This is a genomic window from Neisseria basseii (assembly GCF_962707005.1).
Lineage (GTDB): Bacteria > Pseudomonadota > Gammaproteobacteria > Burkholderiales > Neisseriaceae > Neisseria > Neisseria bergeri.
The window spans coordinates 84,846-111,672 of sequence record NZ_CAUIXH010000006.1; the positions used below are offsets into that span (position 1 = coordinate 84,846).

25 protein-coding genes and 1 tRNA gene are annotated in these 26,827 nt (G+C 50.8%); 4 read left to right on the forward strand and 22 right to left on the reverse strand.

Translation table 11 applies throughout. The features are described from left to right. Positions 1-18 precede the first annotated feature (18 nt). Positions 19-276: a glutaredoxin 3 gene (grxC, locus tag Q9I99_RS05070; RefSeq protein WP_002214462.1), complete on the reverse strand. Its 258-nt coding sequence runs from the start codon at positions 274-276 to the stop codon at positions 19-21. A gap of 213 nt (positions 277-489) precedes the next feature. Here grxC and rng point away from each other — a divergent pair, with 213 nt between their 5' ends. Continuing rightward, entirely contained in the window at positions 490-1,983 is a 1,494-nt protein-coding gene (gene rng / locus Q9I99_RS05075; protein ID WP_301667081.1) for a ribonuclease G, read from the forward strand. Between the two features lie 34 nt (positions 1,984-2,017). Here the strand turns inward: rng and Q9I99_RS05080 are convergent, their stop codons facing one another. The 3 genes from Q9I99_RS05080 to Q9I99_RS05090 all read right to left on the reverse strand — a co-directional run bounded on the left by Q9I99_RS05080 (position 2,018) and on the right by Q9I99_RS05090 (position 4,711). After that, positions 2,018-3,268 (reverse strand): ATP-binding protein, encoded by a 1,251-nt coding sequence (locus Q9I99_RS05080; protein ID WP_301667119.1) that lies wholly within the window; start codon positions 3,266-3,268, stop codon positions 2,018-2,020. 81 nt (positions 3,269-3,349) lie between these two features. Next, a complete protein-coding gene (locus tag Q9I99_RS05085; protein ID WP_301667082.1) occupies positions 3,350-4,024 on the reverse strand; it encodes a response regulator transcription factor in 675 nt (224 codons plus the stop codon). A gap of 114 nt (positions 4,025-4,138) precedes the next feature. Further along, a complete protein-coding gene (locus Q9I99_RS05090) occupies positions 4,139-4,711 on the reverse strand; it encodes an NADPH-dependent FMN reductase (protein WP_301667083.1) in 573 nt (190 codons plus the stop codon). A 158-nt stretch (positions 4,712-4,869) separates the two neighbouring features. On the opposite strand from Q9I99_RS05090, the gene dacB reads away from it, so the two are divergent. After that, a complete protein-coding gene (gene dacB, locus Q9I99_RS05095; RefSeq protein ID WP_301667084.1) occupies positions 4,870-6,279 on the forward strand; it encodes a D-alanyl-D-alanine carboxypeptidase/D-alanyl-D-alanine endopeptidase in 1,410 nt (469 codons plus the stop codon). A gap of 154 nt (positions 6,280-6,433) precedes the next feature. Here dacB and Q9I99_RS11435 read toward each other — a convergent pair whose 3' ends face one another. The 10 genes from Q9I99_RS11435 to rlmD all read right to left on the reverse strand — a co-directional run bounded on the left by Q9I99_RS11435 (position 6,434) and on the right by rlmD (position 13,586). Continuing rightward, on the reverse strand, positions 6,434-6,667 hold the full coding sequence (locus tag Q9I99_RS11435) for an MmcQ/YjbR family DNA-binding protein (protein ID WP_308447940.1): 234 nt from the start codon (positions 6,665-6,667) through the stop codon (positions 6,434-6,436). Between the two features lie 205 nt (positions 6,668-6,872). After that, positions 6,873-6,948, reverse strand: a tRNA-Asn gene (locus Q9I99_RS05105). Positions 6,949-7,040: 92 nt separating this feature from the next. Beyond that, a complete protein-coding gene (locus Q9I99_RS05110) occupies positions 7,041-7,400 on the reverse strand; it encodes a roadblock/LC7 domain-containing protein (protein ID WP_003710368.1) in 360 nt (119 codons plus the stop codon). A 20-nt stretch (positions 7,401-7,420) separates the two neighbouring features. Next, positions 7,421-8,065: a peptidase M23 gene (locus tag Q9I99_RS05115; RefSeq protein ID WP_301667085.1), complete on the reverse strand. Its 645-nt coding sequence runs from the start codon at positions 8,063-8,065 to the stop codon at positions 7,421-7,423. Position 8,066: 1 nt separating this feature from the next. After that, a complete protein-coding gene (locus Q9I99_RS05120; protein ID WP_003710372.1) occupies positions 8,067-8,603 on the reverse strand; it encodes a GTP-binding protein in 537 nt (178 codons plus the stop codon). A gap of 11 nt (positions 8,604-8,614) precedes the next feature. Continuing rightward, the gene (locus Q9I99_RS05125) at positions 8,615-9,712 is read right to left on the reverse strand and encodes a response regulator (RefSeq protein ID WP_301667086.1); all 1,098 of its coding nucleotides are present in this window, start codon (positions 9,710-9,712) and stop codon (positions 8,615-8,617) included. A 19-nt stretch (positions 9,713-9,731) separates the two neighbouring features. Continuing rightward, on the reverse strand, positions 9,732-11,150 hold the full coding sequence (locus tag Q9I99_RS05130) for a tetratricopeptide repeat protein (RefSeq protein ID WP_301667087.1): 1,419 nt from the start codon (positions 11,148-11,150) through the stop codon (positions 9,732-9,734). A 192-nt stretch (positions 11,151-11,342) separates the two neighbouring features. Next, positions 11,343-11,549: an RHS domain-containing protein gene (locus tag Q9I99_RS05135; RefSeq protein WP_301667088.1), complete on the reverse strand. Its 207-nt coding sequence runs from the start codon at positions 11,547-11,549 to the stop codon at positions 11,343-11,345. Positions 11,550-11,677: 128 nt separating this feature from the next. Then, on the reverse strand, positions 11,678-12,019 hold the full coding sequence (locus tag Q9I99_RS05140) for a hypothetical protein (protein WP_003753224.1): 342 nt from the start codon (positions 12,017-12,019) through the stop codon (positions 11,678-11,680). Between the two features lie 151 nt (positions 12,020-12,170). Next, positions 12,171-13,586: a 23S rRNA (uracil(1939)-C(5))-methyltransferase RlmD gene (gene rlmD, locus Q9I99_RS05145; protein ID WP_301667089.1), complete on the reverse strand. Its 1,416-nt coding sequence runs from the start codon at positions 13,584-13,586 to the stop codon at positions 12,171-12,173. A gap of 30 nt (positions 13,587-13,616) precedes the next feature. On the opposite strand from rlmD, the gene Q9I99_RS05150 reads away from it, so the two are divergent. Continuing rightward, the gene (locus Q9I99_RS05150) at positions 13,617-14,633 is read left to right on the forward strand and encodes a L,D-transpeptidase (RefSeq protein ID WP_301667090.1); all 1,017 of its coding nucleotides are present in this window, start codon (positions 13,617-13,619) and stop codon (positions 14,631-14,633) included. Positions 14,634-14,713: 80 nt separating this feature from the next. On the opposite strand, the gene Q9I99_RS05155 is transcribed toward Q9I99_RS05150, so the two are convergent. The 5 genes from Q9I99_RS05155 to rpsT form a co-directional block, all read right to left on the reverse strand. Then, complete coding sequence (locus Q9I99_RS05155; protein ID WP_301667091.1) at positions 14,714-14,998, reverse strand: PepSY domain-containing protein; 285 nt, start codon at positions 14,996-14,998, stop codon at positions 14,714-14,716. Positions 14,999-15,148: 150 nt separating this feature from the next. Continuing rightward, on the reverse strand, positions 15,149-16,957 hold the full coding sequence (gene aspS / locus Q9I99_RS05160) for an aspartate--tRNA ligase (RefSeq protein ID WP_301667092.1): 1,809 nt from the start codon (positions 16,955-16,957) through the stop codon (positions 15,149-15,151). Between the two features lie 57 nt (positions 16,958-17,014). Further along, entirely contained in the window at positions 17,015-17,716 is a 702-nt protein-coding gene (locus Q9I99_RS05165; RefSeq protein ID WP_301667094.1) for a DUF502 domain-containing protein, read from the reverse strand. A 142-nt stretch (positions 17,717-17,858) separates the two neighbouring features. Next, entirely contained in the window at positions 17,859-19,007 is a 1,149-nt protein-coding gene (locus Q9I99_RS05170) for a phospholipase A (protein WP_301667095.1), read from the reverse strand. 162 nt (positions 19,008-19,169) lie between these two features. Further along, on the reverse strand, positions 19,170-19,433 hold the full coding sequence (rpsT, locus tag Q9I99_RS05175; protein WP_002212556.1) for a 30S ribosomal protein S20: 264 nt from the start codon (positions 19,431-19,433) through the stop codon (positions 19,170-19,172). Between the two features lie 302 nt (positions 19,434-19,735). Here rpsT and Q9I99_RS05180 point away from each other — a divergent pair, with 302 nt between their 5' ends. Continuing rightward, the gene (locus Q9I99_RS05180; RefSeq protein WP_002224944.1) at positions 19,736-20,878 is read left to right on the forward strand and encodes an extracellular solute-binding protein; all 1,143 of its coding nucleotides are present in this window, start codon (positions 19,736-19,738) and stop codon (positions 20,876-20,878) included. Positions 20,879-21,573: 695 nt separating this feature from the next. Here the strand turns inward: Q9I99_RS05180 and Q9I99_RS05185 are convergent. From Q9I99_RS05185 to Q9I99_RS05195, 3 genes are all read right to left on the reverse strand, one after another. Continuing rightward, entirely contained in the window at positions 21,574-21,708 is a 135-nt protein-coding gene (locus Q9I99_RS05185; protein ID WP_301667104.1) for a hypothetical protein, read from the reverse strand. A 17-nt stretch (positions 21,709-21,725) separates the two neighbouring features. Next, complete coding sequence (gene tbpA, locus Q9I99_RS05190; RefSeq protein WP_301667105.1) at positions 21,726-24,473, reverse strand: transferrin-binding protein TbpA; 2,748 nt, start codon at positions 24,471-24,473, stop codon at positions 21,726-21,728. Positions 24,474-24,559: 86 nt separating this feature from the next. Continuing rightward, positions 24,560-26,707 carry a transferrin-binding protein-like solute binding protein gene (locus Q9I99_RS05195; protein ID WP_301667106.1) on the reverse strand — a complete coding sequence of 716 codons (2,148 nt, stop codon included), beginning with the start codon at positions 26,705-26,707 and terminating at the stop codon, positions 24,560-24,562. Positions 26,708-26,827 lie beyond the last annotated feature (120 nt).

A 26,827-nucleotide genomic window follows, 5' to 3' on the forward strand; every position in this document is an offset into this window, starting at 1 on the left:
TGTTTTCCTAGTTGGGGGTTAAGGGTTCAGCAGTCCGTCCAGCCCGCCTTCCTGCTGGAGGCGGTAGAGGTCGGTAAATCCGCCGACGTGCGTTTCGCCGATGAAAATCTGCGGCACGCTGCGCTGTCCCGAAAGCTGCTGCATTTCGGCAAAGGCTTCGGGGCTTGCATCGACACGGATTTCGTCGATATGTCCGACACCTGCCGCGTGCAGCAGCCTTTTCGCCATCGTGCAGTAGGGACAAAACGGACCTGTGTACATGGTAACGGTCTGCATATTGGGTTTCCGAAAGTTTTGCAATGATAATCAATATAGGGGCAATCGCTCCGTTTGGCAAGTGCGGAACAGATGCACATTCAGGCGGCATGTGCGGAGTGTGTCAAAGTTTCTTTTTTAAAGTATGATAGGCATTGTGAAAAATATTTTTGCACCCGCTCTGCGCGGCGGAACGGGTGCAAAAATATTTTTATTACATTTTCAGGAAAAACCATGTTGTCAGGACTCCCCATCCCCAAAGACATCGCGCGCCCGCCCGAAACGATATTGGTCAACATCACGCCGCAGGAAACGCGCGTAGCGGTGTTGGAGGAAAACAATATCTGCGAACTGCATATCGAGCGTAACAGCGGACACAGCCTGGTCGGCAATATCTATCTGGGCGTGGTGCGCCGCGTGCTGCCCGGGATGCAGAGCGCGTTTATCGACATCGGCTTGGAACGCGCGGCGTTTTTACACATCGTCGATGTCCTCGAACAACGCCGCAACCCCGAAGAAACCCAGCGCATCGAACATATGCTGTTTGAAGGGCAGTCGGTTTTGGTGCAGGTCATCAAAGACCCGATCAACACCAAAGGCGCGCGCCTTTCCACCCAAATCTCGCTGGCGGGGCGTTTCCTCGTCCACCTTCCGCAGGAAGAACATATCGGCGTATCCCAGCGTATCGAGGACGATACGGAACGAAGCAACCTGCGCGAGCGTCTCAACAAGCTCCTGCCGGAAAAGGCATGCCACGGCTACATCATCCGCACCAACGCCGAAAACGCCACCGACGAACAGCTACAATCCGACATCGACTACCTGACCAAAGTGTGGGAACACATCCAAGAGCAGGCAAAAATCCAACCGCCGGAAACCCTGCTTTATCAGGACTTGCCTTTAAGCCTGCGCGTGTTGCGCGATATGGTCGGCTGCGACACGCAAAAAATCCTCGTCGATTCCACCGTAAACCACGGGCGCATGACGCGTTTTGCCGAACAATACGTTCACGGCGCATTGGGCAGGATAGAGCTATTCAAAGGCGAACGCCCGCTGTTTGAAACCCACAACGTCGAGCAGGAAATCAGCCGCGCCCTGCAACCGCGCGTCAACCTCAACTTCGGCAGCTACCTGATTATCGAGTCCACCGAAGCGATGACCACGATAGACGTGAACACCGGCGGCTTTGTCGGCGCGCGCAACTTCGACGAAACCATCTTCCGCACCAACCTCGAAGCCTGCCACACTATCGCCCGCGAATTGAGGCTGCGCAACCTTGGCGGCATCATCATCATCGACTTCATCGATATGGCGCAGGAAAGCCACCGCGAAGCCGTGTTGCAGGAGCTTGCCAAAGCCCTCGCCTTCGACCGCACGCGCATCACCCTGCACGGCTTTACCCATTTGGGGCTGGTCGAGCTGACGCGCAAACGTTCGCGCGAAAACTTAAACCAAGTCCTCTGCGAACCCTGCCCTTCCTGCCAAGGCAGAGGCCGTCTGAAAACGCCGCAAACCGTGTGCTACGAAATCCAGCGCGAAATCGTCCGTGAAGCCCGACGCTACGATGCGCAATCTTTCCGCATCCTTGCCGCACCCAACGTCATCGACCTTTTCCTCGACGAAGAATCGCAATCCTTGGCAATGCTGATAGATTTCATCGGCAAACCGATTTCTTTGGCGGTCGAAACCGCTTACACGCAGGAACAATACGATATTGTGCTGATGTAAAAAATGCCGTCTGAAGCCTTCAGACGGCATCTGTCTATTTCAGGGTTTCCTTGTCCAACAAGGCGCGTATCAGCAGACCGTGTCCGAAACGTCGGCTGTCGGACAATTCCAAATGTCCGCCGTATTTTTTGGCAAGCGTGTCGGCAATCGACAGCCCCAGCCCCGTCCCCTGCTGCTCCGTTCCCAAAATACGGTAAAACGGATCGAGGACGCGGGCGCGTTCGGATTCGGGAATGCCGTTCCCGTTATCTTCCACCCACACGGCAAGATATTTTCCTTCGTCCGTGAAACCCAAATCTATCCTGCCTTCAGGCGGCGTGTAACGTACCGCGTTGTCGGCAAAGGTTTTAATCAGCGTATAGATTTCCGTTTCGTCGGCAGACACTTCGACATCGCCTCCGACCGCCACGCCGATGTCCTGGCGTTTTTCCAAGGCCAGCGGCATCAGTTCCTGCAACACTTGGCGGAAACGGCTTTGCAGACCGAATGTCGTTTTCGTCAGAGGGGTTTCGTCCGACTGCGAACGCGCCAGTGCCAAAAGCTGTTCGAGCAGGTGTTTGTTGCGCCTGATGCTCTGCTGCAAAACGGCGGACTGCCGCGCCGCATCGGGCGGGAGCGGCATATTGTTGAGCCGTTCCGCCTGAAGGGAAAGGGCGGTCATCGGCGTACGCAATTCGTGTGCTGCGTCGGCAACAAACCGCTGACGGCGGCGTATATCTTCATCAACACGTTTCAAAAGCAGGTTGATGGCGGTTACGAAACCTCTGATTTCACTGGGAATATTGTCCACACTCAAGGCAGACAGGTCATTGATTCGGCGTTGTTCGAGACTTTGCGACAATTTGCGGACGGGGCGCATGGCTTTGTGCGTAATCCACACGGTCAGCAGTATCATCAGCGGCAGTGCCGCCAACAGGGGCAACACGCTTTGCCGTGCCGCATCCGCCGCCAAATCTTCACGGTATTCGTTTTCCTGCATGACGGCAATCCGTCCCTGTTCGGTCGTGCGGATATAGACGCGGTAATAATCGTCGTCATCGTCCGCCTGAAGCGTGTGCAGACCGTCCGCCAGATGCGCGGGCAGGCTGACAACAGGGTCTTCCTGCTGCGGCATCTGCACGAAAATGCGCGTATCGCCGTCGCCCTCGGGCAAAGTTTCGGATTTGGAATCGGGGCCGACGTACAATGCCGTCTGACGGAGCAGGTCGTCCTGCAACGCTTCCGTTTCGCGGAAGGTTTCGTAGTAGGAAAACATACCTGCAAGCATTGCCAGCGGAACAAACATCCAAATCAGGGCAAGGCTGATTCTGACCTGAAGCGAATGTTTTAAAATTTTAAAAAAACGGTCCGGCATCTTCGTTCCTGTTCAGACGGCATCTTGACGCGGCATCAGCCAGCCGACACCGCGCACATTTTGTATGCTTTCCTTACCCAGTTTCTTACGCAGCGCGTGAATCAGAAAATCCACCGCATTGCTTTCGACTTCCTCGCCCCAACCGTAAACCTTGTCCTCCAAATCCGAACGCGACAGAATGACACCCGGCCTCGCCAACAAAGCCTGCAATACTGCAAACTCCTTATTGCTCAATGCCACCTGCCGCCCTTCGGCAACAATTTCCGCCTGATACGTTGCCGGATTCAGCGAAATCACACCGTTGGACAGGCAAACCTGTCCCTGACCGCCGCCGCGCCGCAACACCGCCCGCATCCGCGCCTTAAGCTCCGCCATATCGAACGGCTTGACGATATAGTCGTCTGCACCGCCGTCCAAACCGTTCAGCCGGCTGTACAAATCATCCCGCGCCGTAACGATCAGCACGGGGACGGCGCAGCCTGCCGCGCGTATTTCCGACAAAACATCCAAACCGTCCCGCACCGGCAAACCCAAATCCAGCAGCATCAAGTCATAAGGCCGGGCAGCGGCCGCCGCTGCAACCTGCGCGCCGTTTTTAACCCAATCCACCGCATAGCCGCCGTCTTTCAAACTTGCCGACACCGCCTCCGCAATCATCGCATCATCTTCAACCAACAAAACACGCATCAACTTTCCCTTTCAGATAAACCGTGCCTATTCTAACACCCCAAAATTAGCCGCAATTTAGCAGCAACAAAAAACCGCAGAACAAAAATTCTGCGGTTTTTGACCGTTTTCAACCTATTTTGCGTGTTTCTCCACCAGAGAGACAAACTGATTAATATATGACTGAACAAAATCCTTTGCCGAGTCAATCAACTTACCGTTTTCATCAAACAGCGTCGGTGAATTGCCCAAAAACACCTCAGGCTGCCCTGTCAGCGGCATATCGAAATAAGACAAAGCAAGGCGCAGGTTTTTTTGGGAACTGTAACCGCCCATCTTGCCGACGGAATGGCTGATGATGCCGGCAGGTTTGTTTTTCCACGCCACGTCGGCATTCGGTTTCGAGCCGATGTCCACCGCATTTTTCAAACAGGCGGGAACGGTGCGGTTGTTTTCGGACGTAACGAACAAAATGCCGTCTGAAGCCTTAATCGTTTCGCGGAAAGCCGTGTAGCTTTCGGGCAGCGGCACATCTTCCACCGCAGGGTCGTCATAATCGAAATTATAAAGCGGCAGATGTCCGATTTCGACAATTTCCGCCTGCCAGCCTTCGGGGAACATCTCCGCCACATTCAATGCCACTTTGCGCGCAAAAGAAGCACGGCGCAGACTGCCCACCAAAATACTGATTTTCTTAGCCACAATCATTCCTCCTGAATATTAAGTTTGTACGTCTCAATCATTTAATAATGATAGCGATTATTATATATGCGATTTCCCCTGCAAACAAGCCGGCCTGCCGCTCCGGCGTTCCCACTTATCCGGCTTTGCCTTATAATTGCTTTTTTTATGTAACAGATTCACCTATGAATTTCCCCAAAACAGCGGCCTCCCTGCTGCTGCTTCTCGCCTCCCTCGCCGCACACGCGCTCGATACCGGCCGCATTCCGCAAAACGAAATCGCCGTATATGTCCAAGAACTCGGCAGCGGCAGGGTCGTCATCGACCATCGCGCGGATGTCCCCGTCAATCCCGCGTCCACGATGAAACTCGTTACCGCGTTTGCCGCCTTCAAAACCTTCGGCAGCAATTACCGCTGGGCGACCGAGTTTAAAAGCAACGGCAAAGTGAGTAACGGCACACTGGATGGCGATTTGTATTGGGCAGGCAGCGGCGACCCCGTTTTCAATCAAGAAAACCTGCTTGATGTTCAAAAACAGTTGCGCGACAAAGGCATACGCAATATCACGGGACACCTGATACTCGACCACAAGCTGTGGGGCGAAGTCGGCAGTCCCGACCATTTTGAAGCCGACGGCGGTTCGCCGTTTATGACTCCCCCCAATCCGACTATGCTGTCTGCCGGTATGGTTATGGTGCGCGCCGAACGCAATGCCGCCGGTAGTACCGACATCCTCACCGATCCGCCTTTGCCGCATATTTTCGCCCAAAACAACTTGAAAATTACCGCCTCCCAAGCTGCCTGCCCTTCGGTCAAAAAACTGATGCGCGCATCTTTTTCGGACAATACGCTGAAATTGCGCGGCAATATTCCCGAAAGTTGTTTGGGCAAGCCTGTCGGTGTCCGGATGTTCGCGCTTGACGAACTGATCCGGCAAAGTTTTACCAACCACTGGCTGCTCGGCGGCGGACGGATTTCAGACGGCATCGGCATAGCCGACACGCCGGAAGGCGCGCAGACGCTTGCCGTTGCACACTCAAAGCCGATGAAGGAAATTTTGACGGACATGAACAAGCGTTCGGACAATCTGATTGCGCGCTCCGTCTTCCTCAAACTCGGCGGCAACGGCAAACTGCCCGCCGTTTCCGAACAGGCAGCGTCTGCCGTCCGGCGCGAACTTGCCGTGTCAGGCATCGATGTTGCGGATTTGGTTTTGGAAAACGGTTCGGGTCTGTCCAGAAAAGAAAGGGTAACGGCGAGAATGATGGCGCAAATGTTGGAAACAGCTTATTTCAGCCCGTTTGCACAAGATTTCATCGACACGCTCCCTATCGCCGGTACAGACGGAACTTTACGCAACCGCTTCAAACAAAGCGGCGGGCTGCTGCGCCTGAAAACCGGCACGCTCAACAATGTCCGCGCCCTTGCAGGTTATTGGCTGGGTGACAAACCGATGGTGGTGGTCGTCATCATCAACAGCAGCCGCGCCGTTTCCCTGCTGCCCGACTTGGACAACTTCGTTGCCAAAAATATCATCTCCGGCGGCGACGGCTGGCTGGATGCGAAACTGATGTGCAAAGAACGCCGCGCCTGAACGGACAAAAAGATAGTGAATTAACAGGTTACCGCATTGCCGTACAGTTTGCAGTTTCACCGCCTTGTTCCAATTTCTGCCGACCTACGATAAAATGCCGTCTGAACTTGCACTGCCACAACTTATAGGGTGCAGTCAAGGCCAGACGGCATTTTTATTTCTCCATCAAATCATAGCTCCAATCCAACAGCATCAATATTTCATCCGTTTCCGCACCATAATCCAACACGATACCGACCCAATGCTGCTTGTTCATATGGTATGCAGGTAAAAAATTTTCTCCCCACCTCAAAACGGAAAGCATATCAGGATTACTCTTCACATTAATAGATGTTCCCCCTGCAAACCCAAACGGCTTTTGGCAATCCTCCCGATTAGTGCATACCATTTCCCCCTATTCCCACCATGCCTCAACACGGCAGAATCAGGATATTTTATCCACAAATACTTAAGAACCGTGCCGCATTGCTTCTCTACGTATTCTAAAATCCGCCTTGATTGGGTAACAACTCTCCCTCCATAAAAGAATGCCGTACCGGATTCTCTGACAAAAACAAAACCCTCTAAGAAAATACTTAGAGGGTTTTGGAATTTGGCTCCCCGACCTGGGCTCGAACCAGGGACCTGCGGATTAACAGTCCGTCGCTCTACCGACTGAGCTATCGGGGAATAAGCGCGAATAATAAAACAGAAATACCGAACGTGTCAATATAAATTTGCAATCGATTGCACTTTATCTGCAAGCCCGCAATCTTTATATGTTATATGGCTTCCGCAATATGTCTTGCCGCCCGTTTGGCATCCAATAGGATTAAACCAAGTTTGCCGGTTTCTTTTGCCATCAGCACCAACACGGCATCTTTACCCGCCTGACTTAAAAGGATATAGCCTGATTTTCCTTTAATCATCACTTGTTCCAATTCCCCGCAGGCGAGTTCTTGCACCGAACGGCTGCCTAAAGCAAGCAAAGTGGCAGAAATCGCCCCTACCCTGTCCGAATTCAAATGTGAAGGAAGCATTGTCGCCATCGGCAATCCGTCGGTTGAGATAACGGCAGATGCGACAATATCCGGAGATGTGTTGTTCAAGTCTTCCAAAACCGAAATTAATAATTGCTGCATAAACCCTCCTATCCCAAGTTTTACACGTGGTTGCTGTAACGGCGGTATAAAATCCTGACCAAAGTAACAAATGCCTCTTTGCTCAAATCGGGTATGCCGCCGATAACCAAAATAAATTTGGTTGAACCGATATACAATGGGAAAAATGTCAATTCGCTCTGACCGGAAGGGTCGCAAACGCCCCAAGCGTTATTGTTGATATACAGGTTGTTCTTAATCAGCAGCCGGTGTTTCTTTTCCATCTGTGCAACTTCTGCCGCCAGCAACCCCAACTCTTCAGCCGCCTCATGGTGGAAATTGGCGTTGGCAAGATACAGGCCGTTCCGATCGACCAATAATGCCTTACCACTGCCGGACAATTGTTCCATCAGCAACGGCAATTGCTCGTCCGACAGATTGATGCCGTCTGAATGACCGTTTTCATCGCCATAAAGGAATTCGAGTTTTTGCAAACGATACAACAGGTTCAAAGCGGTATCGATGTCGGCGGTGTCCGCCCAGGCGAGCAGCTTCTCACTGCTGACCACTTCGTCCGCATCCGCTTTCAACAGGCTGTGCAACAAGGTTTTACCGGCACTGGGGGTATCGCTGGATACGGCATAAAATGCACCGGCAGGAGTCAGGCGGGGATATAAATTTGCTTGTAGTGAAAGTGTTGATTCCATATTAAACCTCCAGTCCCGGATCAATAGAAAATAACATTGCGCTAACCAATTGCTTTACGTCATCTTCCTTACGGGCATCAATTTCAAAAACCGGAACATTAAGATTATGTTTTGCAAGATATTTGTGATACACGTCGATACCGGGCTGAGAGCGTATATCCATCTTGGTAATACCGACAACGACGGGGGCCTTCTCCAGCAGCCCTCGAAACGAATGTAAAAAGAATTCCAAATCTTTCAACGGGTTGGTTCTGGCATTATCTAAAAGCAAGACCAAACCCATACTGCCTTGGCTTAAGATTTCCCACATAAAGTTGAACCGTTCCTGACCGGGCGTACCATATAAATGGACTTTAGTATCCTCATCCAAGCTGATGACCCCGTAGTCCATCGCCACTGTCGTATTCCTTTTCCTATCCAAAGTCATATCGGATGCGGAAGCATCGGTCTGGACGGGTGCTTCGTCCGAAATAGCCGCAATGGCAGTGGTTTTCCCTACGCCGACAGGTCCTGTGAAAATAATTTTATTTTCTCTCATCTCTCCGCCTCTTAGCTGCCCAACAGTTTTTTCATCAGCCTTTGAAGAAGGCCGCGCGGCTGGGATTGGGATGGTGTCGTGATTTTTTCCGCTTTTTTCACCATTTCACTATCAGAGGCAGAATCGGCCCCGATATTTATTTTATCCGCCATATCGGAGTATGCCTGTTGTGAAACCGTTTTTAAATCTACCGACAAAAACCCGGTTGTATAGGTTGCCGCAAGATAATTCAGAATATCATTGAGGTTTAAAGGCATCACTTTATACAACACGTTAAGGTTGACGGATGCTTTGGTCAGAAATGCCGACAAGCGTATCGACCCCGGCACATTTGCCAACCGGGTCAGGTTTGGCCAAGATTTCAACGTAAACGGAGTATCGGGAGAAATCGGATAAACCAACCTGCCCTGCGCCGTCCAAATGGAAAACTGCCACATACAGGACATAATGCCTACTTTAGCCTTTTCGCGCCATTGCGGGTTATCGGGAACAGTCTTGCAACTGACCTGCAAATTTTCGTCTTTGCACAACGCTTCGAGTTTTTGCACACTTTCTGTCAGCAAAACCCGTTGTATCGAGGGGAAAACAATAAGGACCGGCTTATTTCCATGCAAGATAGCGATGTCCCGCCTGTTCTTTTCCGCAAACCGCAACGCCCCCAATAATCCTTTATTCGGGTTAAACCGGCGTATCGTAACCGTACGCTGCACATTCCCGTTGTTTTTCGCCGACCGGTCTGCGGGTGCAATAAACGATTTCCCATAAACATTCTCGCCCTGCAACAACTTGCGGAGCATAGGAAACAATGTTTCAAACCGAATCGGTTTGGGCAGGTAGGGAACTTCAGAATCGGGAACTTTCTCCGAACAGACGGCGACAGGTATATCCTTATAACGCTCGGCAAGCTCTTTCCAAAGTTCAAAACCGCCCTCGGCATCGGTATCCGCCAAAACCAAATCGGGCACGACACTGCCGTCTGAAGGGGATACCGTTTCATAACGGGTGGTATTGTGCATTTTGAATGCCATTTTGAAAACGGATTCCTGCTGCGCCGTCATCCCCGCCAACATTACGCGTACTGTTTTAATTTTCGGCAGTTGAACTTCCATTTTTATTTTCCGTACCGTTTTATTTTTTTATATTTTGATTCATACGCTGCAGCAGCCGACTCATCAGCATAACGACCTCTTCAGGAAGCCTGTCCGCACGTTCCCTCAATACCCTTAAAAACTGCCCCAACCTATCCCAATCTTCAGTACGTTCATAAATATCGATCAACGTAATATAAAGCTGGGACTCGTCGGGATATTTCAATACCGCCTGCTCCAACACATCCATTGCCGCTTCAATCTGACCATACATCAGCAACGACTCTACTTCTTTAACCGCATCGTCTGCCGGAGACGAACCGGTGTTGATCAATGAAGAATCTTGAAGCACCAAATCCCGATGTTGCGCTTTGAATTTCTGTATATTTTTCGGCAGATACCCGTGCCCCATACCGATGTCTTTGATTTGCAGGTCGTTCGGCCCTTTTTCCAAATCATCGAAAACTTCATGGTAACCCAGGCTGTACCCCCAACCCAGCATCCGCTCTTTAACCTGCCTGCCGTAGTTGCCCAACGTTTGGTAAAGCTTCCACAAATGTCCGGCAAAACGGTCTATGTCCGCGTGTTGGTAATCGAGTTTCAACGCATCGATAATCAGGTTTGCAGGTTTTTCGGAAGTTTGGATGGCACGGTCGTATTGTTTCGATGCCGTTTCGTAGCTGACTTTGTCTTTAAGGATTTTCGCACCTTGATCGGCGCGGACCAGGCCGGCAATCGCACCGATTTCCTCTTGGCTGATTCCGGACACGTCTTTTTTGCCCCGCACAATCGGGATGCGCTTGATTTCTTCGAATCCATAAGCCTTACCGTCGGCATCCGGCGGGGGCGATGCGGAAGCTGCCGTCGTAGAACCGCCTTCCGCACGTTTTTCAATCTCCTGAATGCCCCATCCCAAACCTTCTTCCGCCAAGACGCGGATACGCAAATGGTTTGAATCGCGCTGTAATGCCTGTTCGATATATTTTGCCAAAAGTTCGGAAGGAATCAGTCTGCCGTATTTTTGCAGATTGTCTGCCAAAACATCGACATCCCCCACTTCGAGATTGATATCAAGCAGCTCGCGGATAAGGTTTTCAGGTTTCGCTTCACCATCCGGAATGCCGTCCAGATAGGCAGCCAAAGACTCGGCAGCCTTGCCCTGATAACCGAACTGCTTATAAACCTGATATTCCGTCAGCGGATCGACTTCTTGCGCGGATACTGCCGCAGATGCGGTCTCGGCACTCTCATTCCAAGAAAATCCCGTCTGCGTGCCGTCTGAAACCGATTGGTCAACCTGATCGACCCAGTCCGAATCATTGCTTCCGGGCGGCTGCCCCTGCGTATTGCCGACACCTTGGGATTTGCGCTTCGGTATTTTCTTACCCTGCTTCGCACGCATAACCAAAAGCACCAGCAATACCGCCAGTGCCAGACCGATAATTAATGAGTTTTCCAAAGGATACTCCCGATACCGTAACGAGCGGATAGCTGACTGCCTGCAACGGCAATTGTCCGCTTTTATTATTAACGATTTACTGAAATAGACTTGTAGGTTTCAAATCATACCATAATTTAACGTTTGACAATATGCCTTCTGCACAAGCCTTGCCATATGACCTTTCTTGGATTTGTTGTTCATATTTACGAGCTATTGACCTTGGAAACGGAAAGGTATGAAGTCTCGTTCTCCTCTCAGTCTGAACACTTCTCCGTAGATGTCGAGGACGCAGTCCCATACTACCTCGCCCTTGCTGTCTAGAGCTTGTATGGGCGTACCCAGATAGTCCTGCACGATGGTGTAGCTGTCCTCCTCGGCAAGCTTTGCCACCGGGGTGTAGCTACCACCGTCATACACCCACGTTCCGAGGTTTTGCACTAGCTCTGCTTGTCAAAAGATACTCCGCCTAACTTATTAACAACTCGGCGTGGGGCGTTTTCTTTTTCATATTCCCATTCGTGCAAAAGAACGTTACCGTCCCAATATTATTGATTTTTCTTTTTCCAATTTTCATAGCGAATTTGTAAATTTTCTCGCCATTCTTCACTTGGACATTTATCTATAAGTTTTTGATATTCTTCCTCTGATGCACTTAAAATACAAGTTTCAAAAAGATGCAATAACCCCCAATGCATATCATAGAAAAAACCATCTGGAAAAAGAGATACTAATACCTCTGCTTCTTCAAGTGTAATAGGTTTTTCTATACTTGATATAAGCTCATCATATTGTTCTATCAATTCATCTATTTTTTCATCATTGTCATCTGCATCTGATTCTGTTGGCATTCTACCAATTGCTTTCAACTTCAAAATTTGTTCTCTCATTATTTACAAGCTTCTTTAATTTTACTTAGTGTCAATTCTCCCTTTTTAAGCATTCCTAAATCTTCATATTCCTTGATAATTTGCTTAATAGGATTATCATATTTACTTCCTCTTATGTTTTATACGTTTAAATGTATTTGTCGGGCACTATCTATTTGCACCCCCCTTCCTTAATTATTCTTTGCCTTTTATTTTCAAAAAGTTTTTTTCCTGTTTGCGGCAACAAATCGAATACAGCGACAGACTCGGTATGAGATGTCTGGGCAAACATATTCATTATCCCTGCCCCGCTGAGTATATAGCCTTTTTCAACCAACACGCCCGCATCCCGTGCCAAAGTGGAAGGGTTGCAGGATACATAAACGATTTTTTGCGGAAGATAGGGTGTATGCAGCGATTTGACGACTTCATACGCACCGCTTCTGGGAGGGTCTATCAGCATTTTGTCAAACCTCCCCCAAGAGGCGACTGTCTTTTCGGTGCAATCAAAGAGGTTGGCAGCAATAAAATCTGTCTGTCCGCCGCAACCGTTCAACCGAGCATTTTGCCGTGCGCGCCTGACCAGGTTTTCCGCACCTTCGATGCCGACGACATCCGCCCCGCTTTTTGCCATCGGCAGACTGAAATTGCCCAAACCGCAAAACAGGTCGGCAATCCTTTCGCCCCGCCGTATGTCAAGCATTTTTACGGCGCGTGAAACCATCAGCCGGTTGGTATCTGCATTAATCTGCGTAAAATCTCCCGGCCGGAACGGCATTTCGATGCCGAATTCAGGTAATGTATATTTTAATGTTTTGTCTGTTTTGGGATAAAACGGTTGCGATACGCCCCCTTCGATTTGCAGCCAAATCTGCCAGTCATCCGACAATTCCGAATCAAACCACTGCCTAATCCGGTTTTCTTCGTTCTGCCGAAGTTTGCTTTTGAACGCGATGTTCAATACGATGATTTCACTGCCGCAATAAAACTCGGCAAACCGGGCAACACTTCCCTCTTCCGCCAAATCCTGCAAAAGCTCCCTGATGGCCGACAGCTTGTCTGAAACAGGCTTCGGAATCAGCATACATGACGAAATACCCACCACATCATTCGTTTTCTTTGCCTGAAACCCCAGTTTCAGACGGCATGATTTGTCTAATGACACACTGAACCGCGCCCTATCCCGATAATGCCATACATGTCCGTAAATCGGCGGCAATATCTGCTTCGGTTTGACCTTGCCGATACGCTCGAGCTGCTCTTCCATCATCCTTTGTTTGAACGCCACCTGCGCTGTCGGAGAAATATGTTGCAGGGAACAACCGCCGCAGCGTTCAAAATAACGGCACTGCGGGACGGTACGCTCATCTGAAACTTTGAATATCGCCACCGCCTCCGCTTCGTCAAACTGCTTTTTCTGTTTGGTAATCTGAAAACCGACTTTTTCAGACGGCAATGCCCCTTTAATAAAAACCGTTTTGCCGCCAACCTTTGCCACACCCCTGCCTTCATAATCCAAGGCGGAAATTTCCGCGACATTTACTTCCGTCTCCACTCCCAAATCCGTCCGTACTGTACCGAAACGCATATTTTCGCACAAAACCGCACGGTTTCAGGTATGATTTGCCAAAACACCATCGAACGCACACTACATTTTGATATGAATAAAACAATCTGCCTCACCGCCGTACTGTCTATAACCAGTTTTTCATACGCGCATACAGTTATTCCCGATGTCTCCCCCGTCGCACAAGGTCAACATGTCTTCATTAACATCCCTCAGCAACGCCTGTTCCTCTACACCGACGGTAACCTGACCAAGGTCTATCCCGTTGCGGTAGGTCGGGCGATGACGCAAACCAATCTAGGCGAACATAAAATCGGGGCGAAAGCCTATAACCCTGTCTGGCACATCCCCAAATCCATACAAAAAGAACGCGGCGACGGCGTGAAAACCATAGCCGCCGGCCCGGACAACCCTTTGGGGCCGGTTTTTGTCCGCTTAGGCGACCCGAAACTCGGTTTGGGCATACACGGAACCAATGCGCCGGCCAGCGTCCCCGGGGTTCGAAGTCACGGCTGCGTCCGCATGAAATCGCCCGACGCGCTCGAGTTTGCCAAAACCATCGCCAGCGGCTCGCCCGCCTCCGTCATCTATCAAATGGCGGGTCTCAATGAAGATGCGGATCGCAACCTGTGGCTTGCTGCCTTCCGCGACCCTTACGGTAAGAACAACCTTGACATCGCCTCTCTGAAAAAAAGTATTGCACAATGGGCAAAAACACAGGGTAAAACCATCGCATCCGGTAAAATCGATGCCGTACTCAAAGATCGCACCGGATCGGCCGTCTGCCTGACCTGCGGCAAAAACGGTAAGATGAAGATGCCGCTCAAATCGCTGGCGTGGATACAGGGTTCTTCCGCATACAGCCAAGCTGAAACACCGGCACAAGCCATCCAATCCAATCCTGCCGAACCGTCTGTCCCGCAGACTGAAGAAAAACAGCCTGCTCAAAGCATCCGCCCCGTTCCCATCCTGCCTTCCAATAGAAGGCCTGCTGTCGAATCCGTACCTCAGGCAGAAACAGAAACCCTTGAAAATACTGCTTCTGAAACAATCGACCTGCTATTCTAGACCATTCTTTCCAGCAAAAACAAAATGCCGTCTGAACTGTCTTTCAGACGGCATTTTGGTTCATCTTTCTATCAAAGGAGTCAGCGATCGAGCTGCTCTTTGATGATTTTCAAGTCCGGATAAGACAATACGATGTCGTATTCGCGGCCGTTTTTATAGGCCTCTACTTCCAGCACAGGCTTACCCCAATGGTCATCGGCATCGACATCGTGAACTTGATAACCGCGCTGTTCCAACATTTTCACAGCTTTTACGCGGTTCTGTTCAAAATTGGGATCACTGTAAATCTGACGCTCGGCAGAGTCGCTGGCAAATGCGGTTGCGGCACTCAGGGAAACAACGGCAGCCAATAACAGTTTTTTCATTTTCAGTCCTTTCTTTATCGACTTATTGAACAAGGGGTGTTTTTCAATGCCGCCATTAAAACACAGCAAAATTAGGTTTGAATTAGCAGGAAGTTAAGAAGCGTAAATGCCGTCTGAAAAAAACAGAGCCGTCAAACGGCTCCGTTTTCCTTATGCTTCTTTGGTTTCAGCCACCTTTTGGCGCAGGCGCAGGCTCAATTCACGCAACTGCTTGTCGTCCACGCTGTTGGGCGCGTTGGTCAGCAGGCATTGGGCACGTTGTGTTTTCGGGAAGGCAATCACGTCGCGGATAGATTCGGCACCGGTCATCAGGGTAACCAGACGGTCGAGGCCGAATGCCAAACCGCCGTGAGGAGGTGCACCGAATTTCAGGTTGTCCAAGAGGAAGCCGAATTTCTCTTGTTGCTCTTCAGGACTGATTTTCAGCGCGGCAAACACTTTCTCTTGCACGTCTGCGCGGTGGATACGGATAGAGCCGCCGCCGATTTCCCAGCCGTTCAATACCATATCGTAGGCGCGCGCCAAACAATTTGCAGGATCGGAAACCATCAGGTCTTCATGACCTTCTTTAGGTGCGGTAAACGGATGGTGTACGGCAACGTAGCGGTCGGCTTCTTCGTCGTATTCAAACATTGGGAAGTCGACAACCCACAAAGGTTTCCATTCGTCTGTGAAGTAGCCGTTGTCTTTGCCGTGTTCCAAGCCGACTTTGATACGCAATGCGCCGATGGCTTCGTTCACGACTTTGGCTTTGTCTGCGCCGAAGAAGATAATATCGCCGTTTTGTGCGCCGGTACGCTCGATGATTTCTTTCAGGGCGTTTTCAGACAGGAATTTTACGATTGGAGATTGCAGGCCGCTGTCTTCGCCGTTGGAGAGGTTGCTCACATCGTTCACTTTGATGTACGCCAAACCTTTCGCGCCGTAGATGCCGACAAATTTAGTGTATTCGTCGATTTCTTTGCGGCTGAATTTTGCACCGTTCGGTACGCGCAGAGCGACTACGCGGCCGCCTTTCATGTCGGCTGCGCCACGGAAGACTTTGAATTCTTCCGTTTTCATCAGGTCGGTCAACTCGGTAAATTTCAAGTTGATGCGCATGTCCGGTTTGTCAGAGCCGTAGTAGAACATGGCTTCAGAGTAAGGCATGCGTGGGAAGTTGCCCAAATCCACGTTTAAAGCGTCTTTGAAGACTTGTTTGGCCATGCCTTCGGTGATGTCCATGATTTCATCCTCGTTCAAGAACGAGGTTTCTAAGTCGATTTGAGTAAATTCAGGTTGGCGATCGGCACGCAAGTCTTCGTCACGGAAACATTTGGTGATTTGGTAGTAACGGTCGAAACCAGCAACCATCAACAGTTGTTTGAACAATTGCGGAGATTGCGGCAGAGCGAAGAATTCGCCCGGATGGACGCGGCTCGGCACGAGGTAGTCGCGCGCGCCTTCAGGCGTGGAGCGGGTCAGCATTGGGGTTTCGATGTCGATAAAGCCTTGTGCGTCCAAGTAGCGGCGAACGCCCATAGCAACTTGGTAACGCAGGCGCAGGTTGCGTTGCATGGCAGGACGGCGCAAGTCGATAACGCGGTTGGTCAGGCGAACGTTTTCGCTGATATTTTCATCGTCGATTTGGAACGGAGGCGTAGCGGCAGCGTTCAAGACTTCGATTTCTTTGGCAAGAATCTCGATTTTGCCGGAAATCATTTTGTCGTTGGTCGTACCTTCGGGACGGTTGCGTACGCGGCCGGTAATGCTCAAAACATATTCGTTGCGGGAAGAGTCGGCAGCGGCAAATGCTTCGGGCGTGTCGGGATCAATCACGACTTGGACGATGCCTTCGCGGTCGCGCAGGTCGATAAAAATCACACCGCCGTGGTCACGTCGGCGGTGTACCCAGCCTTTGACGGTAACGGTTTGGTCTAAGTATTGCTCGCTGATCAGGCCGCAATAGTTGGTACGCATAAAATCACCTTTTATTGATTTAAACTGAAAACAGAAAATGCCGTCTGAACGGCGGCTTTATTGTTGTTCGGGCAAATCCGCCTTTTCAGACGGCATAGGTCCTGCCAATGTTTTGACGGGCAGGTCGTCAGGGATGACCATACCCAGCGAAATCACATATTTCAACGCTTCGTCCACGCTCATATCGAGTTCGCGCACATCGCTTTTCTTTACCATAATATAGTAACCGCCGGTCGGATTTGGAGTGGTCGGAACATACACGGAAAGATAATCGCCATCCTGAGGCAATGCGGCCTTAACCGCATTCGACACCTGCCCTGACACGAAAGCAATCGTCCAAATACCGGGCTGGGGAAACGGCACGAGTACCGGTGTTTTAAACGAACGGCTGCTGTCGGAAAGCAGGGACTCGGATACTTTTTTCACACTCGAGTAGATGGATTTCACAACCGGAATCCTACCCAACAAGCTGTCCCACGCGGCAAGAATCTGCCGACCCAATACATTGGCGGCAAATAATCCGGTTACAAACAATACGGCAATGGCAACGATAACGCCCAGCCCAGGGATATTAAACCCCAAAACATATTGCGGCCGCCATTGCTTCGGCAGCAAGTTGACAAGCTGGTCGGACGCGGAAACGATATAGGAAATCACCCAAACCGTTACCGCAATCGGCAGCCAGACCAAAATGCCTGTAATCAGATATTTTTTTAACGCCTTGGCAGCTTTGCCGCCTTCGGCCGCAGATTCCGTCATCTTGCTTGATTCCGACAAAGTCCGTACAAACCGCACATTATACGCGTTTGCCCGGATTCAAACGAATTTTTTATCCCGCCCCGCCAAACCGCCGGCGGCTTCAGACGGCACGGCAACTTGATATACCGTCTGAACACGCGGTTCAGATGCCGTCCCAGTCGTTAAACATCAACCCGATACCGATACCGTTCTGCTTGTGGTTGTAGTCGATCAGGCTTTCGCCGTAACCGTGAAATCCGCGTACCACGCCTTTGAGTTTGCCCTTAATCGGAAACGTGTAGGCGGCTTCAATCGCGCCGTAGCCCGTTTTGGGGTTGTAGCGCAATACGGAATACACATTCTTCCTGTTGCTCAAACGATATTGCAATTTCACATCGCCGTAACCCATATAGTCGGCAATATCGGGATTGTCGTTTTTATCGTCTCCCTGACCGAATGCGCGCACCCACACGCGCGGAATCACCGTCATCCTTCCCCATTCCATGCCTGCCATGGCATAAATCCTGTTCCACGAACGCGATTCGGGACGGCTCTGTCCGTTGGACTGGTGGACAAAACCCGCACCGAGCATACGCAGCCTGCCGCCAAAGGGAAGGTCTGCCTTCACAGGCTGGGTCAGGAAAATTTCAGGTTTGTAATCCGTATTGCGGAACGGCGCGGATTTCCTGCCTTGGTTGTAAATCTGCCAATCGGATTTTTGGGTGTAGCCGAACCACAGATCCGCGCGGGTTTTAAACAAATCTTCGGCAATTTTGCTTTTAAACGAAACCTGCAATTTGGTTTCCGCACGTTTCTGCTGTCCGAATTTTTCCTGCGCAGTCGTACCGCGCGTCGGCGAACCCGGGGCATAGTTGGGCGAACTGTTGTACCAAACCGGCATAAGGTACATCGGATTGTGTTCGCGCACGCCCAACAGCCCGCGCAAATCGTTTTTGTCCAAGTCGTACATCAGGCTCAAAGGCGTATAGATGTCGGCGGTTTCGCCCACACTGTCGGTAGGAAGCGCATCCCCGCCTTTTTCAACAACAATGACCGCCTCGCCCTTATCCAGACTGCTGCGGACGGTTTCCGTCAGATTGAGTACGGTTTTCGACTCCCGCCCTTCCTGCCCTGCCGAAGACGGAAGCTGTGCCGCAAAAATCCTGTCGTAACACGCCAAACGCGTAACATTGTCCGTCAAAGCGGCGCATTGCAGCGCGGTCTCTCCAAAAGCGGATGCCATCGGCAACAGTCCTGTCAAAAGGATATAGCGCATATTCCGTGTATTCATCTCCACCCCCATTGTCAGCATATTGGTTTTCAGACGGCATTTTATAGCGGATTCGGATAAAAAACCGCACCCTTTCCGCCATTTCGGGATTTTGCCCCCACAATGCAAAAACCCCGAAACCGTCAGGCCTCAGGGTTTTTTGCTTATTACATATAAAAAACCGCCTTGGCGGTTTTGCAAAAATCAAGCCAGCGCTTTTACTTTTGCAGACAGACGGCTTTTGTGGCGTGCCGCTTTGTTTTTGTGGAACACACCCTTGTCGGCGATGCGGTCGATGACTTTGACAGACTCTTGGTAAACCGCTTGTGCGGCAGCTTTATCGCCTGCTTCGACTGCTTTCAATACTTTTTTCACTGCGGTGCGGAATGCGGTACGCAGGCTAGCGTTGTGGGCGCGTTGTTTGACGGACTGGCGGGCACGTTTGCGTGCTTGTGCGCTGTTTGCCATATTGGAATCTCCTGGAAGAAAAATAAATTCTGTAAACGCGCAATTTTAAAGGGGGTTTACATTATATGCAAGCCTTTTCTCTCTATCCGCCCGTCGGACACTCTGACAGCGCAGGAAAACGGCAAAATCGGGCAACCGTTTTCCTCCCCTTTTGGAAACAGGATAATTTTTTAGGAAAATCAGTCCAATATCGCTTTGAGTTTGCACAAATTTACTTTACAATGCCCAAACCTTGCGCCGGGGTAACGATGGGGCGCGGGGATTTCTTTTTTTCCAACCTCTTTCATCAGGAATCTGCCCGTATGAAAAAATCCGTATTAGCCGTTTTGGCCGCGCTGTCTCTGGCAGCCTGCGGCGGCAGCGAAAAAAACGCCGTGCAACCTCAAGCAGACGCTGCGTCTGCTGCCAATGCCGAAGCCGCTGCCACCGATACTCTGAACATCTACAACTGGTCGAACTATGTTGACGAGAGTACGGTCGAAGACTTTAAAAAAGCCAACAATCTGAAGCTGACTTACGACTTGTACGAAAACAACGAAACGCTGGAAGCCAAAATGCTGACCGGCAAATCCGGTTACGATTTGGTTGTGCCGGGCATCGCCTTCCTGCCGCGCCAAATTGAGGCGGGCGCGTATCAAAAAGTCAACAAAGACCTGATTCCCAACTATAAAAACATCGATCCCGAACTCTTGAAAATGCTGGAAACCGCCGACCCGGGCAACCAGTATGCCGTCCCCTATTTCTCCGGCGTGAACACGATTGCGATTACGGCGAAGGGCAAAGAGCTTTTGGGCGGCAAGCTGCCCGAAAACGGCTGGGATTTGCTGTTCAAACCCGAATACACCCACAAGCTGAAATCCTGCGGCATCGCCCTGTGGGACACCCCGAGCGAAATGTTCCCGATTTTGCTGAACTACTTGGGCAAAGACCCCAAAGGCTCGAATCCTGAAGATTTGAAGGCGGCGGCGGAAGTGTTGAAGTCTATCCGTCCGGATGTCAAACGTTTCAGCCCGTCCATCATTGACGAGCTGGCGCGCGGCGACATCTGCCTGGCGGCAGGCAACGGCGGCGATTTGAACTTGGCGAAAGCACGTTCCGAAGAAGTGAAAAACAACGTCGGCATCGAAGTGCTGACACCGAAAGGTATGGGCTTCTGGATTGAGTCTTGGCTGATTCCCGCCGATGCGAAAAACGTTGCCAATGCCCACAAATACATCAACTACACGCTCGACCCCGAAATCGCGGCGAAAAACGGCATCGCCGTAACCTTTGCCCCCGCCAGCAAACCGGCGCGCGAAAAAATGCCTGCCGAGCTGGTGAACACCCGTTCCATCTTCCCGAACGAGCAGGATATGAAAGACGGTTTCGTGATGCCGCAAATGAGTACGGATGCGAAAAAACTGTCAGTCAGCCTGTGGCAGAAAATCAAAGTCGGCACCAACTGATTTGAAGCATTAAAATGCCGTCCGAACAATGTTCGGACGGCATTTTATATTGGATTCAAATAGAAAATATTTATACCGTTATGCCGGCGACCAGAATTTCAGGTTGCGGACAGTTGTCAGGAAAAACAAAAAACCTTCCGCCGCCGCGCAGGCGAAAATCCGGTTCGTTGAAATTCGGTTGTTTTAAATAAATCCTCGCAGCTTTGATTTTCTGTTTTTCCGATAACGCCGTAACTTTGAAACGCGAAAGCGGGAATCCGGTCCGTTGGGATTTTGCAACTTCAAATCAATCCGCAAACTGAAATCCCGTCATTCCCACGAAAGTGGGAATCTAGAACACGTCCGCACAGAAACCTACATCCCGTCATTCCCGCGCAGGCGGGAATCTAGAACGTAAAATCTAAAGAAACCGTTTTATCCGATAAGTTTCCGCACCGACAAACTTAGATTCCCGCCTGCGCGGGAATGACGAAATTTCAGCGAGCCGTAGGGTGGGCTGTAGGGTGGGCTTCAGCCCACCAACCCCACCAATTTCACCGCATCAAAGGTTTTTGGGGAATAGGCGTGATTCGGCAGTTTCGGTTTTCGGTGGGATTGGGCAGGATGGATAACATTGACGGAGTTGGAGGGATTGGAGGGGTTGGTGGGCTGAAGCCCACCCTACAGCCAGCCCTACACCTGCCTTGCAGCCTGCCCTATGCCCACGCTGCACATCCTACGCCCGCCTTTTTCGCGGGAATGACGGGTTTCAAGATTACGGTATTGTCGGGGATGATGGGAAACGGTAGGAATTGTGTAAAAAATGCCGTCTGAAGCCTTTCAGACGGCATTTGCGGCGTTTGGACGTTTAAAACTTCATTTCCAAGCTAAATGTGTAGTTGCGGCCGGGGGCGGCATATCGGTTGTAAACGCCGACATTTTTGTGTTGGTTGACTGCGCCGCCGGCAGTTTGCCGCACATTTTCCCAAGTAACATAGCGGTGGTTGAGGAGGTTGTACACGCCCGCACGGAGGGTAAAGTGTTTTTTAATCGTGTAATAACCGGACACATCCACAATATACCAAGGGTGGGTACGGCGCGCGGTGGCTTTTGTATTGCGGCTGTTGCCGTTGAGCAAAGCCCGGCTGCCCAACAACTCTGTGATTTCCTTGGCTTTGGAATAAGTCAGCATACCGTTCACACCCCATTTGCCTTCCGGTTGGTCATAGCCCAAGCCGACGACATAGCGCGAGGGTTGGATGGCATCAAACAGGTGTGATTGAATATCGGTGCGGTCTGCGCGTTTTTTGATGTCGCGGACACGGACACGATTATAGGCAAATGTAGAATACCAACCTTCGGGCAATTTATCCCATACGCCGTTCCAATCGATTTTGCCCAAAATATTGATGCCGGTAATCCGCGCGCTTTGGGCATTGAGGTAAGCCGGGTCGCCTTTGGCTTCTTCTTTGCCGTTTTTAATTTGCGCTTCATAACCCCGGACAATCAAATCGCGGTAGGCATTGTTGAACCAACTTGCCTCCAAGTTGCCGAAATCGCCTTTAAACACGATGCCGACTTCTTTGTTGAACGATTTTTCCGGATCGATTTTGACGGCTTTTATTTTATCGCCCGACCGCCAGCCGTACATTTCCGAAAACGAGGGCAGGCGGAAGCCGGTTGAAGTGCGGTAAGTCAAATCCAGCCAGTCGACAGGTTTGAGGACGATGCCTGCGTTCCAGGACAGGGTGCGGTGCGTGCCGGTGGAAACGCTGCCGTCGTCCGAATGCGTGCTGCGGTAGTCGTAGCGCAACCCCGCGCCGACATCCGCCCACCTGCCCAAACGGACATTGTCCCGAACTGCCGCGTAATAGCTTTTGCCGTTGATGCTGCGCGGCGTGCAGTCCGTATAAGTATTATTGCCCAAGCGGCAGATTTGCCCCGTAACCACATTTCCCCCGCCTATGCTGACCCAATAGGGTTTGTCTTGGCTGCCGTTGGGGCTAATGTTTTGATTGCCGTTTTGAGTGGGTATTTTCGACGAATAGGCGCGGTTGGCATTTTGATAATAATAATCCTGATGGCGGAGGTCGGAACCAAAACGGTCAAAACCGAGGTTGACGCTCAGGTTGTGGCGGATTTTGGCGGTATCGAAGGATTTTTTGAATGCCGCCTGCAAGAGCCTGTGGCTTTCCCCGTAAATCACGCGATCGGATTTGTAATAGGAAAACGGCTTGTCGGCACTCGGACGGCAATATTTGTCCGAACCGTCGGCAGAACAGTGCGTCTGCTGAAAATGATTATCCAAACCGATACCCTGCCGGTCGTAAGAGAGGCGGGCATAATCCGCCCAAGTGTCTTTATCGGCATTGGTATAGACATATTCCAAACCGTAGCGGCTTTTGGTGTGCGTCTCGTCGTAAAACACGCCCGTACCGTATTCCGCGCCCACCAGCGCACCGTTTTCGCCGTTGGTAAACAGTCCGCCGTATTTGTGGTTGCCCGCATATTTGCCGTTGCCGGACAAAGAACCCGCCTGTTTTTTATTTTCATCAAAAACCGCCTTGGTCAGGAATGCCGGAACCGTCATATCGCGCGTGTCGAAAGTTTGTTGCGTGTGTTCGAGTATGCCGCCGATGTAGTGCCGTTTGTTTTCAAAACGAAAACCCGGGCGGAACAGCCACGACCGGCTTTCGTATGAAAGCGGATCGGCAAGGAAGCGGTTGGGACCCGTGTAGTCTCGGGTAGAAACCGTTTGACGTTCGTCTTTGCCGACAACATCTTTTTTCGGATTCGCTTTACACGTTTCATAACTCCCGCTTTCGCATTCTTCTTCAACGATGAAATTTGCGTACTGATTGGTATCCTCAACCGGCACCAGCCTGTTAAAGCTCTGAACGCCGCGTCCGGCGGCTTCGTGGGCGCGGATTTCCCCCGCGCGCCGACCCGTGTGGATCAGCAAAGCCTCCGCACCGCCGATGCGCCCCGCCAGCGCGATGGATTGGGTAAGCCCCCGGTTTTTGCCGGAATAGGCGGTTTTACTCTGAATGCCCCACTGCCTGCCTTCCCCGATAACATCGTCGGCGGTTTTGGTTTGAAATGCGACCGAACCCGCCAATGCGCCGCTGCCTTGTTCGACCGAGTTTGAGCCTTTGCTGATTTCGACAGCCTTGACGTTTTCATACTCGATTTCATTGATTGCGCCGCTGCTGCCCGCCGTCCTCGTCCCGCCCAATGCCGCCTGCGCGGTGTAGGACTGTATTTGCGCCAAGCCGTCTACCGTCAAGGAAACGCGGTTTTTGTCCATACCGCGTATCGAATAGCCCGAGCTTGCGCCGCGCCCCTGTTCGACGACGGCGATGCCGGGGTCGTAGCGAGTCAGGTCGCGGATATCGAGTACCTGTTCCTTGCTGAGGGTGTCGGCGGTTTTGACCAATTTGCCCAAACCGGTTACTTCGTTATCGCGGCGGGTTTTCTGTTTTTTGGCTTTTACCTGTATGGTATCCAACTGTTTTTCCTGTGCTTGTCCGGCTTGCACATTTTCTGCATAAACGGGCAGCGCGGTCATCAGCGACAGGCATAAAATATTTAATCGGAACAAATATTGCTGTTGCATAGTGTTTCCCTACTCTTCGCTTTCAGACGGCATCGGAAGGAACGATGCCGTCTGAAGCCTTATTCTCGATTGTTCGGCAGCCGTGCTTATTGCACAAGCTGTTGGCGTTTCGCACCGAATACCACGGTCGCGCTGTTGGCGGCTGACGTACCTGACCCCGAAGCGGACGGCTGCGCCTGACTGTCGCCCGGATAGGCAAACCATCCGCCCAACTCTTCGGCTTTGGGCCCGTAAAAACCGCCCTGCACCTTGGCATCTGTGATATATGCCTTAGGCGTGCGGGTGGTATTGCTTTGATCGAGATCAAAGCCTGAGTCAGCAGTTTTTGCCGTACCGGAAAAACCGTTGTCCTGAATCGTTCCCTCAATGGTAAAGGTTGCCGCCTGCCTGTTTTCAGCGGTTAACGTGCCGGTAATTTTTTTCTCGCCAAAATTCACGGTAAAGTCCGCCTTGTTGCCTCCCTCTTTATCTGAAGCATTGCCGCTCCAGCTTGTGTCGTTGGCAATATGCCCGTACCAAGTGCCTCGATATTTGGCGTTTGCCTCTGTCCTTGCCGCCATATCAGATACCGGTGTGCGCTCGCCTTGAAGGAACATACTCTGCGCGCCCGTTTGGGCGGCGGTTGGGCTGCCGTTGCCACCTTCCCCCGTATTGCCGGCAGTTTTGCGCGTCAGCAACCCGTATTTCAGATAATTGAGGTTGGAACAGCAGACTTCGACTTCATAGGTTTTTGTTTTGCCATTGGTATCACCTGCCGTATTTGAAGCGGCTTGATCGCCATTCGCCGCCGTACCTGCTTGGGTGTCTTTTTCATCGCTTTTCGGCGTGTGGGCAAATTTGCGGGTAAAGGCTGTTCCGCCGTTTGTACCTTGATTGGTATTCCCACTTTCGGAAGCCTCGGGCAGGAGCGGAATCATAATGCCGTCGACAACCAGTTGGGCGGCGTTGCTGAAGTTGTCGAGATTTTTGATTGCTGTGCCGCCGTGCGTCAGCTCGACCGCATCCAAAACCGTGGTCAGCTTACTGTTTTCAGACGGCATAGCCGCCGCACCGCCCGATGCTGCCGCACCTGCGCCGCCTGAAGCCGCCGCAGTATTGCCATTTGCAGTGTTGTCTTTGGTTTTCGCGCTGCCGACAACCGCAACTTTTTTATCGTCGCTCAAAAAGCGGAAACCCAATTCCTCACCCTTCGGGCCGAAAAAGCCGCCACTCAAAGAAGACGAGTCGGAAACAAAGGGATGTTCCTTGGTTTCGCTGTTTTGGGGTTTGTCGGTTGCCGTTGCCTTGCCGTTGAAGCGGTTGCCTGTTACTTGAGCCTCAAGGCTGTAATATTGCGTGGTATGTTTGTCGCCAGTAGTAGCGTTTGTAACTTTATCATTGCGTATCAGTTTGCCCGTCAATTTCTTATTGTCGAAATCCACTTCTAAATTTGAGGTAAAACCATAACCCTCTTGACCATCTTTCAGCATGGATTCGTTTTTATTAGAATATTGTTCATCATCATCGCCCGAAAATCCGCTATACCTGTCGCCTTGTTTTTTCGAAGGCTGGATAATATCGCGAAAATTTTGGGATTTTTTGACATCGGTCGCAAAATGCCACACACCTTTATAGGTAACTGTTCCAGAAGCGGGAAGTTGTCGGGAAGGTTCTTTGCCGTGATAAAAGATATAGCCGTCGTCGCCGTTCTTTGCACCCTTAATTGAGCTGTTTTCTCTTATGATTTCGTTTCTAGCATGTTTATAAAACCAGCCGGAATAAACATATTTGAAATCTTTATAATTTGTTACTTCGTTTTTTGGCAGGTTTGCACCGTTGCCAGTGTTGCCGTTTTGATGGTTTGATTGCGTGAGATAGGGGGAAGAATAAATATTGCTGTCGCTGCCTGTTTCTACTTTATCAATAACTGATTTCTGTCGCTCGGGTAAGTTTTTAGGGTCACTTGGTAATCCCGTCGCCTCCCAATCATTTTCAGAAAGTTTTTTCTCATCTTCTTTAGGATTTGCCTGCGGATACCAATTCCGCCGCTTGAAGCGCATTGCAAAACCGTATCCGCCTTGGTCTTTTTGGGCTTGCGGTTTTTCGGAAGAAACATCTTGATACTTTGGCGCGGGACGCGGGGCTTCGGTATCGACAGAATCAAGATCGAAACTGCCGCCGCCTCCGCCTAGACAAGCACTCAACAAAAACACCGGCAGCACCATAGCAGCCTGATTCACCAATGGATTGTTCATATAAACCTAATTCAATTAAAGAATGATAAAGATTATTATTTTATTTATTTTTAACAAATTTGCAAATGCTTTTTTATTTTTTTTTAGGGAATACACCAAAATCCCGTCATTCCCACGCAT

Bases quoted from the DNA above. Each gene is read 5' to 3' on its own strand.
- grxC (WP_002214462.1), bottom strand. From the start codon at position 276: ATGCAGACCGTTACCATGTACACAGGTCCGTTTTGTCCCTACTGCACG.
- rng (WP_301667081.1), top strand. From the start codon at position 490: ATGTTGTCAGGACTCCCCATCCCCAAAGACATCGCGCGCCCGCCCGAA.
- Q9I99_RS05080 (WP_301667119.1), bottom strand. From the start codon at position 3,268: ATGTTTGTTCCGCTGGCAATGCTTGCAGGTATGTTTTCCTACTACGAA.
- Q9I99_RS05085 (WP_301667082.1), bottom strand. From the start codon at position 4,024: ATGCGTGTTTTGTTGGTTGAAGATGATGCGATGATTGCGGAGGCGGTG.
- Q9I99_RS05090 (WP_301667083.1), bottom strand. From the start codon at position 4,711: ATGATTGTGGCTAAGAAAATCAGTATTTTGGTGGGCAGTCTGCGCCGT.
- dacB (WP_301667084.1), top strand. From the start codon at position 4,870: ATGAATTTCCCCAAAACAGCGGCCTCCCTGCTGCTGCTTCTCGCCTCC.
- Q9I99_RS11435 (WP_308447940.1), bottom strand. From the start codon at position 6,667: ATGGTATGCACTAATCGGGAGGATTGCCAAAAGCCGTTTGGGTTTGCA.
- Q9I99_RS05110 (WP_003710368.1), bottom strand. From the start codon at position 7,400: ATGCAGCAATTATTAATTTCGGTTTTGGAAGACTTGAACAACACATCT.
- Q9I99_RS05115 (WP_301667085.1), bottom strand. From the start codon at position 8,065: ATGGAATCAACACTTTCACTACAAGCAAATTTATATCCCCGCCTGACT.
- Q9I99_RS05120 (WP_003710372.1), bottom strand. From the start codon at position 8,603: ATGAGAGAAAATAAAATTATTTTCACAGGACCTGTCGGCGTAGGGAAA.
- Q9I99_RS05125 (WP_301667086.1), bottom strand. From the start codon at position 9,712: ATGGAAGTTCAACTGCCGAAAATTAAAACAGTACGCGTAATGTTGGCG.
- Q9I99_RS05140 (WP_003753224.1), bottom strand. From the start codon at position 12,019: ATGAGAGAACAAATTTTGAAGTTGAAAGCAATTGGTAGAATGCCAACA.
- rlmD (WP_301667089.1), bottom strand. From the start codon at position 13,586: ATGCGTTTCGGTACAGTACGGACGGATTTGGGAGTGGAGACGGAAGTA.
- Q9I99_RS05150 (WP_301667090.1), top strand. From the start codon at position 13,617: ATGATTTGCCAAAACACCATCGAACGCACACTACATTTTGATATGAAT.
- Q9I99_RS05155 (WP_301667091.1), bottom strand. From the start codon at position 14,998: ATGAAAAAACTGTTATTGGCTGCCGTTGTTTCCCTGAGTGCCGCAACC.
- aspS (WP_301667092.1), bottom strand. From the start codon at position 16,957: ATGCGTACCAACTATTGCGGCCTGATCAGCGAGCAATACTTAGACCAA.
- Q9I99_RS05165 (WP_301667094.1), bottom strand. From the start codon at position 17,716: ATGACGGAATCTGCGGCCGAAGGCGGCAAAGCTGCCAAGGCGTTAAAA.
- Q9I99_RS05170 (WP_301667095.1), bottom strand. From the start codon at position 19,007: ATGCTGACAATGGGGGTGGAGATGAATACACGGAATATGCGCTATATC.
- rpsT (WP_002212556.1), bottom strand. From the start codon at position 19,433: ATGGCAAACAGCGCACAAGCACGCAAACGTGCCCGCCAGTCCGTCAAA.
- Q9I99_RS05180 (WP_002224944.1), top strand. From the start codon at position 19,736: ATGAAAAAATCCGTATTAGCCGTTTTGGCCGCGCTGTCTCTGGCAGCC.
- Q9I99_RS05185 (WP_301667104.1), bottom strand. From the start codon at position 21,708: ATGCCGTCTGAAAGGCTTCAGACGGCATTTTTTACACAATTCCTACCG.
- tbpA (WP_301667105.1), bottom strand. From the start codon at position 24,473: ATGCAACAGCAATATTTGTTCCGATTAAATATTTTATGCCTGTCGCTG.
- Q9I99_RS05195 (WP_301667106.1), bottom strand. From the start codon at position 26,707: ATGAACAATCCATTGGTGAATCAGGCTGCTATGGTGCTGCCGGTGTTT.